We start from the raw sequence: 6,991 nt of genomic DNA on the forward strand, positions 1-6,991 counted from the left end.
ACCGGCGCGCGTAGTCCTTGTCCCCCGGCGCCACCCCGTCCTCGAGATCGAGGATCACCACATCCGCCGTCGCGGCCGCCTTACCGAACCGCTCCGGACGATCGGCCGGACAGAACAACCACGCCGGGCCGCCGACGCTGTACATAGAGACCTCCTCGATCGGGTGATCTCTTCGATGATGCGGCCCGGGCACCGCACTGTCAGCACAATCGTGACCCGAGCGCGGGACGGGTGGTCGTCCGCGCGGGAATTCCGCGCGGACGACCGGCAAGAGCGCGGATCCGTCAGGCGCCGGCCGCTGCCTCCGACTGCCCGGCCGCTGCCTCCGACTGCCCGGCCGCTGCCTCCGACTGCACCGAGCGGTGCAGGATCTGCTCCGCGTGCCGCAGCACCGGCGCGTCGACCATCCGGCCCTCGAACTGGAACACCCCCCGCTCCTCCGGCACCGCCGCCAGCACCCGCCGCGCCCACGCCACATCCTCCGCGCTCGGCGCGTACGCGGACCGGATCACCGCCACCTGACCGGGGTGGATCGCCACCTTCGCATCGAACCCGACCGCCACCGCGTCCAGCGCCTCCGCCCGCAACCCGTCGTGATCCCTGATGTTCAGATACACCGAGTCCAGGGCGAACCGCCCGTACGCCTTCGCCGCCAGCAACGCCTGCGACCGCACGTGCCGCGCCACGTCCCGATACGTCCCGTCGCCCCGGCGGGACGACTGCCCACCCAGGCCGACCACGAGATCCTCCGCACCCCACATCAGACCGACCGTGCCCGCCGCCAGGGCGATCTCGTCGACCTTCAACGCCCCCAGCGGGGACTCGATCAGCGCGATCACCTCCCGCGGCGCCAGCGACGTCACCTGCTGCGCCGACTCGCACTTGGCCGGCATCACGCGGGAATAGGGGGTCTTCGCCAGGGACTCGAGATCGGCGAGGTGGTCGGCCGTGCCGGCCGGGTTGAGCCGCACCACCGTCCGGGCCGGATCGAGCGGGGTGTCCTGCAGGCACCGGCGCGCGTAGTCCTTGTCCCCCGGCGCCACCCCGTCCTCGAGATCGAGGATCACCACATCCGCCGTCGCGGCCGCCTTACCGAACCGCTCCGGACGATCGGCCGGACAGAACAACCACGCCGGACCACCCACGGAGTCGACGGAACCCATGCTTGTCCCCTATCCCTTCTGCGTGTCGTCGGCGGGCCGGCATTGCACGAGTGTCTGGCGCACCGCGACCGCGACGACGTCGCCGTGCTGGTTGCGGGCCGTGTGCTCGAGCGTGACGATCCCCTGCCCCGGACGGGACTTGGACTCGCGCTTGTCGGTGACCAGGGTCTCGGCGTACAGGGTGTCGCCGTGGCGGACCGGCGTGGGGAACTTGATCTCCGAGAAGCCGAGGTTGGCGACGATCGTGCCCTGGGTCAGCTGCGCCACCGACAATCCGACGAGGGTGGACAGGGTGAACATCGAATTCACCAGGCGCTCACCGAATTCGGTGCCCTCACTGTAGGCGGCGTCGAGGTGCAGCGCCTGCGTGTTCATCGTCATCGTGGTGAACGCGACGTTGTCGGCCTCGGTGACGGTGCGCCCGGGGCGGTGCTCGTAGACCGTGCCGACCTCGAACTCCTCGAACCACAGTCCCCGCTGGGTGACGCGTCGCTGAGCGCTCACAGGCCGAGCTCCCGCGCCACGAGCATGAGCTGGACCTCGGTGGTGCCCTCGCCGATCTCGAGGATCTTGCTGTCCCGGTAGTGCCGGGCCACCGCGTACTCGTTCATGAAGCCGTAGCCGCCGTGGATCTGCGTCGCGTCGCGCGCGTTGTCCATCGCCGCTTCCGACGCGACCAGCTTGGCGATGGCAGCCTGCTTCTTGAACGGCTTGCCCGCCAGCATGAGGGCCGCGGCGTCGTAGTAGGCGGCGCGGGCGGCATGGGCCCGTGCCTCCATCCGGGCGATCTTGAAGGCGATCGCCTGGTTCCGGCCGATGGGACGGCCGAACGCCTCGCGCTCCTTCGCGTACTTGACGGACTCGTCGACGCAGCCCTGCGCCGCGCCGGTGGACAGGGCGGCGATCGCGATGCGGCCCTCGTCGAGGATGCGCAGGAAGTTCGCGTAGCCGCGGCCGCGCTCGCCGAGCAGGTTCTCCGCCGGCACCCGCACGTCGGTGAAGCTCAGCGGGTGGGTGTCCGAGGCGTTCCAGCCGACCTTGTTGTAGGCGGGCTCGGCGACGAAGCCGGGCGTGTCGGTGGGCACGACGATCGTGGAGATCTCCTTCTTGCCGTCGCGTTCGCCGGTGACGGCGGTGACGGTCACGATCTCGGTGATGTCGGTGCCGGAGTTGGTGATGAACTGCTTGCTGCCGTTGATGATCCACTGGTCACCGTCGAGCTTGGCGGTGGTCTTGGTGCCGCCGGCGTCGCTGCCGGCGCCGGGCTCGGTCAGGCCGAACGCGCCCAGCGCCCGTCCCGCGGCGAGCTGCGGCAGCCACTTCTGCTTCTGCTCCTCGGTGCCGAAGCGGTAGATCGGCATCGCGCCGAGCGAGACGCCGGCCTCGAGGGTGATGGCCACGGACTGGTCGACCTTGCCGAGTTCCTCGAGCGCGAGGCACAGCGCGAAGTAGTCTCCGCCCTGCCCGCCGTACTCCTCGGGGAACGGCAGCCCGAACAGGCCGAGGTCGGCCATGCCCGCGACGACCTCGTACGGGAACGTGTGGTTGGCGTCGTGCTCGGCGGCGACGGGTGCGACGACGGTCTGCGCGAAGTCTGCGACGGTGTTCTTCAGGTCCCGGTAGTCCTCGGGAAGCTGTCCGGTGGAGAGGTAGTCGGTCATCGGGGTGTCCTAGCTGTCGGTGGTGTCGGTGGGGGCGGGAACGGAGTGGGTGGGAACTCCGCTGCCGGGGACGACGCGGGCGAGGAGTTGGTCGACCTTGACCTGGTCGCCGGGGGCGACGAGGAGTTCGACGGTGCCGTCGACGGGCGTGGTCAGGGCGTGTTCCATCTTCATCGCCTCGACGACGACGACGGTGCTGCCGGCGGTGACGGTGGCACCGTTCTCGACGGGGACGGCGATGACGGTGCCGGGCATCGGGCTGGTCAGCTCGGCCTCGCCGGCGTGGGCGTCGGCGTCGCGGATGTTCGGTTCGCGGGCCTCGCGCACCGGCCAGGTGCCGCCGTCACCGGCGAGCCACAGCTGCCCGTCGCCCTCGGCGACGAGGAACTCCGAGCGCACCCCGTCGAGGGTGACGGCGAGGCGGCCGGCGTCGAGCCGAGCGGTGAGTACCCGCTCGGGGCCGTCCTCGATCCGGGCGGTGGCGGCCTCCGGGGTGCCGGTGAGGTGCACGTGATCGGTGCGGGTGGGGGTCTGCAGCCGCACGGTGGTCGGCGCGGGTCCTCCGACCCGCCAGCCGGTGGGCCGGTCCCACGGGTCCACTGCCGACGTCGTGGACGTCGCGGGCCAGCGGCGCAGCCAGCGGTGCGCGGCCGCGGCGACGAGCACCGCGTCGGGGGTGTCCGGGGCGGTGTAGTCGTCGAGGCGGCGATCGAGCAGCCCGGTGTCGAGGTTGCCGGCCTGCACGTCGGGATCGGCGAGCAGGAAGCGGGCGAAGTCGATGTTGGTGACCACCCCGAGGACCGCGGTCTCGGCCAGGGCCCGGTCGAGCCGGCGCAGCGCGGCGGCGCGGTCGGGTCCGTGCGCGATCACCTTCGACAGCATCGGGTCGTAGTCGCTGCCGACGACCGTGCCCACCTCGAGCCCGGAGTCGACGCGGATGCCCACCCCGGTGTCGGCCTGGGCGCCGGGTTCGTCGAGCCCGACGACGGTGCCGCCGGTAGGCAGGAATCCGCGGGCGGGGTCCTCGGCGTAGACGCGGGCCTCGATCGCGTGCCCGGTCAGGGTGATGTCGTCCTGTTCGAAGCCGAGCGCCTCGCCGGCGGCGACGCGCACCTGCCACTCCACCAGGTCCAGTCCGGTGACCAGTTCGGTGACGGGGTGCTCGACCTGCAGGCGGGTGTTCATCTCCATGAAGAAGAACTCGTCCGGCGCGTCCGCGGAGACGATGAACTCCACCGTGCCGGCGCCGGTGTAGTCGACGCTGCGGGCGGTGTTGCACGCGGCCTGCCCGATCCGGGCGCGGGTGGCCTCGTCGAGCAGCGGCGACGGGGCCTCCTCGATCACCTTCTGGTGGCGGCGCTGCAGGCTGCACTCACGCTCGCCGAGATGGACGACGTTGCCGTGGGTGTCGGCGAGGATCTGCACCTCGATGTGCCGCGGGCGCTGCACGAACCGTTCGAGGAACAGGGTGTCGTCACCGAACGCGGAGGCCGCCTCGCGCCGCGCGGAGGCGAGCGCCTCGGCGAGCTGACCGGATTCGGTGACCAGGCGCATGCCCTTGCCGCCGCCGCCGGCGGACGGCTTGATCAGCACCGGGTATCCGATGTCGCCGGCCGCGGCGATCAGCTCGTCGTCGGTCAGGCCGGGCCGGGAGATGCCCGGCACGACCGGGACGTCGAACGCGGCAACGGCGTTCTTGGCGGTGATCTTGTCGCCCATGACCTCGATGGCCTTGGCGGGCGGGCCGAGGAAAACGATCCCGGCGTCGGCGCAGGCCTGCGCGAAGCCCGAGTTCTCGGACAGGAAGCCGTAACCGGGGTGGATCGCCTGCGCACCGGTGCGCCGGGCCGCGTCGATCACCTTGGCGATGTCGAGGTAGCTCTCGCGCGCGGCGGCGGGGCCGAGGCGCACCGCGGTGTCGGCCTCACGCACGTGCCGGGCGCCGGCGTCGGCGTCGCTGTACACGGCGACGGACCGGATGCCCATGCGGCGCAGGGTCCGGATCACCCGGACCGCGATCTCCCCGCGGTTGGCCACCAGTACGGTATGGAACATCCCGGCTCGGCCGGTGGTATCGAACATGTTCATGTGCCTCACATCCGGAAGACGCCGTAGGAGACCGGCTCGAGGGGTGCGTTCGCGCACGCCGACAGGGCCAGGCCGAGAACTTCCCGCGTGTCGGCGGGATCGATGATGCCGTCGTCCCACAGCCGCGCGGTCGAGTAGTAGGGGTTGCCCTGGTGCTCGTACTGCGCGCGGATCGGCGCCTTGAACGCCTCCTCCTGCTCGGCGGTCCACGGGGTGCCGGACGCGTCGAGCTGTTCCGAACGCACCGTCGCCAGGACGGAGGCGGCCTGCTCGCCGCCCATCACCGAGATGCGGGCGTTGGGCCACATCCACAGGAAGCGCGGCGAGTACGCCCGCCCGCACATCGAGTAGTTGCCGGCGCCGTAGGAGCCGCCGACGACGACGGTCAGCTTCGGCACCCGCGCGCACGCGACGGCGGTGACCATCTTGGCGCCGTGCTTGGCGATGCCGCCGGCCTCATAGTCCCGGCCGACCATGAAGCCGGAGATGTTCTGCAGGAACAGCAGCGGGATCGAGCGCTTGTCGCACAGCTCGATGAAATGGGCGCCCTTCTGGGCGGATTCACCGAACAGCACGCCGTTGTTGGCGACGATGCCGACCGGGTGGCCGTGGATCCGGGCGAAGCCGGTGACCAGGGTCTTGCCGTACTCGGCCTTGAACTCGGAAAAGCTCGAGCCGGGCCCGGCGGGGTCGCCGTCGACGATGCGCTCGATGACCTCGTGCACGTCGTAGGGGGTGCGCGGGTCGGTGGGCACCACGTCGTACAGCTCGGCCGGATCCGCGGCGGGCGCGAAGGTCGGCGCCACGTCCCACGGCCGGGGGTTGCGGGGCCCGAACGTGGCGACGATGTCGCGCACCCTGTTCAGCGCGTCGCGGTCGTCCTCGGCGAGATGGTCGGTGACACCGGAGACCTTCGAGTGCAGGTCGCCGCCGCCGAGTTCCTCCGCGGTGACGACCTCGCCGGTGGCGGCCTTCACCAGCGGCGGGCCGCCGAGGAAGATGGTGCCCTGGTTGCGGACGATGACGGCCTCGTCGCTCATCGCGGGCACGTAGGCGCCGCCGGCGGTGCACGAGCCCAGCACCGCGGCGATCTGCGGGATCCCCTTGGCGCTCATGGTGGCCTGGTTGTAGAAGATGCGGCCGAAGTGCTCGCGGTCGGGGAACACCTCGTCCTGCCGCGGCAGGAACGCCCCGCCGGAGTCGACCAGGTAGAGGCAGGGCAGCTGGTTCTGCAGCGCGATCTCCTGCGCCCGCAGGTGCTTCTTGACCGTGATCGGGTAGTAGGTGCCGCCCTTGACGGTGGCGTCGTTGGCGACGATCACGCACTCGCGGCCGGACACCCGGCCGATGCCGGCGATGATGCCCGCGCCCGGGCACTCGTCGTCGTACATGCCGTTCGCGGCCAGCGGCGCGATCTCGAGAAACGCGCTGCCGGGGTCGAGCAGGGCGTCGACGCGGTCCCGGGGCAGCAGCTTGCCGCGGGCGACGTGCCGATCCCGCGCCTTCTCACTGCCGCCGAGGGCGGCGGTCGCGAGCATGTCGCGCAGCTCGGCGACCAGCTGGACGTGCTGGTCGCGGTAGGTCCGCGGAGCGGTCGTTGGGGGGGTTGTCACAGTACCGTCCTCGCCATGGGGGTGAACGCCTGAGTTAATACTCGATAACTGAAAATAAGGTTAGCTGTGATTAACTGAGTTGTCCAGACCACATCAGGAAGGAAGGGTGCGGCCGATGACCGAGCTGAAGCCGGACACCGACGAGCAGCTGCTCACCCCGCGCGGCCGGGCCAAGGCCGACCGGCGGCGGCAACTGCTGCAGGCCGCGGCACGGCTCGTCGCCGAGCGCGGCTTCAACGGCGTGCGCCTCGAGGATCTCGGCGCGGCGGTGGGCATCAGCGGTCCCGCCGTCTACCGGCACTTCCCCAACAAGGACGCGCTGCTCGTCGAGCTCCTGGTCGACATCAGCCGCCGCCTGCTGGCGGGCGGTACCGACGTGATCGACCACACCGACGAGCCCCGGCGCGCACTCGACCGGCTCGTGGACTTCCACCTCGACTTCGCGCTCGGGGAGCCGGACCTGATC

7 protein-coding genes are annotated in these 6,991 nt (G+C 71.0%); 1 reads left to right on the forward strand and 6 read right to left on the reverse strand.

Features of this window, described 5'->3' with window-relative positions:
* The 6 genes from AIIKEEIJ_RS11450 to AIIKEEIJ_RS11475 form a co-directional block, all read right to left on the reverse strand.
* Positions 1-145: aldolase/citrate lyase family protein (locus AIIKEEIJ_RS11450; RefSeq protein ID WP_238406309.1), on the reverse strand; the 145-nt coding region annotated here is incomplete at its 3' end.
* A gap of 139 nt (positions 146-284) precedes the next feature.
* The gene (locus AIIKEEIJ_RS11455) at positions 285-1,163 is read right to left on the reverse strand and encodes an aldolase/citrate lyase family protein (protein WP_161995693.1); all 879 of its coding nucleotides are present in this window, start codon (positions 1,161-1,163) and stop codon (positions 285-287) included.
* Between the two features lie 9 nt (positions 1,164-1,172).
* A complete protein-coding gene (locus AIIKEEIJ_RS11460) occupies positions 1,173-1,667 on the reverse strand; it encodes a MaoC family dehydratase (protein ID WP_050035547.1) in 495 nt (164 codons plus the stop codon).
* The gene (locus tag AIIKEEIJ_RS11465; RefSeq protein WP_006947101.1) at positions 1,664-2,824 is read right to left on the reverse strand and encodes an acyl-CoA dehydrogenase family protein; all 1,161 of its coding nucleotides are present in this window, start codon (positions 2,822-2,824) and stop codon (positions 1,664-1,666) included. The genes AIIKEEIJ_RS11460 and AIIKEEIJ_RS11465 overlap by 4 nt, the downstream gene beginning before the upstream one ends.
* A 9-nt stretch (positions 2,825-2,833) precedes the next feature.
* Positions 2,834-4,906, reverse strand: a complete 2,073-nt coding sequence (locus AIIKEEIJ_RS11470; protein ID WP_161995695.1) for an ATP-binding protein — start codon at positions 4,904-4,906, stop codon at positions 2,834-2,836.
* A gap of 11 nt (positions 4,907-4,917) precedes the next feature.
* On the reverse strand, positions 4,918-6,450 hold the full coding sequence (locus AIIKEEIJ_RS11475) for a carboxyl transferase domain-containing protein (protein ID WP_230304576.1): 1,533 nt from the start codon (positions 6,448-6,450) through the stop codon (positions 4,918-4,920).
* A gap of 190 nt (positions 6,451-6,640) precedes the next feature.
* Between AIIKEEIJ_RS11475 and AIIKEEIJ_RS11480 the strand changes: the two genes are divergently transcribed.
* Positions 6,641-6,991, forward strand: a 351-nt coding sequence (locus AIIKEEIJ_RS11480) for a TetR family transcriptional regulator (protein ID WP_161995694.1), incomplete at its 3' end; no start/stop codon positions are given.

The organism is Rhodococcus sp. YH1, assembly GCF_009939605.1.
Lineage (GTDB): Bacteria > Actinomycetota > Actinomycetes > Mycobacteriales > Mycobacteriaceae > Rhodococcus > Rhodococcus aetherivorans.

Excerpts from the sequence above, each read along its gene's own strand:
- AIIKEEIJ_RS11470 (WP_161995695.1), bottom strand. The coding sequence starts at position 4,906 with ATGTTCGATACCACCGGCCGAGCCGGGATGTTCCATACCGTACTGGTG.
- AIIKEEIJ_RS11465 (WP_006947101.1), bottom strand. The coding sequence starts at position 2,824 with ATGACCGACTACCTCTCCACCGGACAGCTTCCCGAGGACTACCGGGAC.
- AIIKEEIJ_RS11475 (WP_230304576.1), bottom strand. The coding sequence starts at position 6,450 with ATGCTCGCGACCGCCGCCCTCGGCGGCAGTGAGAAGGCGCGGGATCGG.
- AIIKEEIJ_RS11455 (WP_161995693.1), bottom strand. The coding sequence starts at position 1,163 with ATGGGTTCCGTCGACTCCGTGGGTGGTCCGGCGTGGTTGTTCTGTCCG.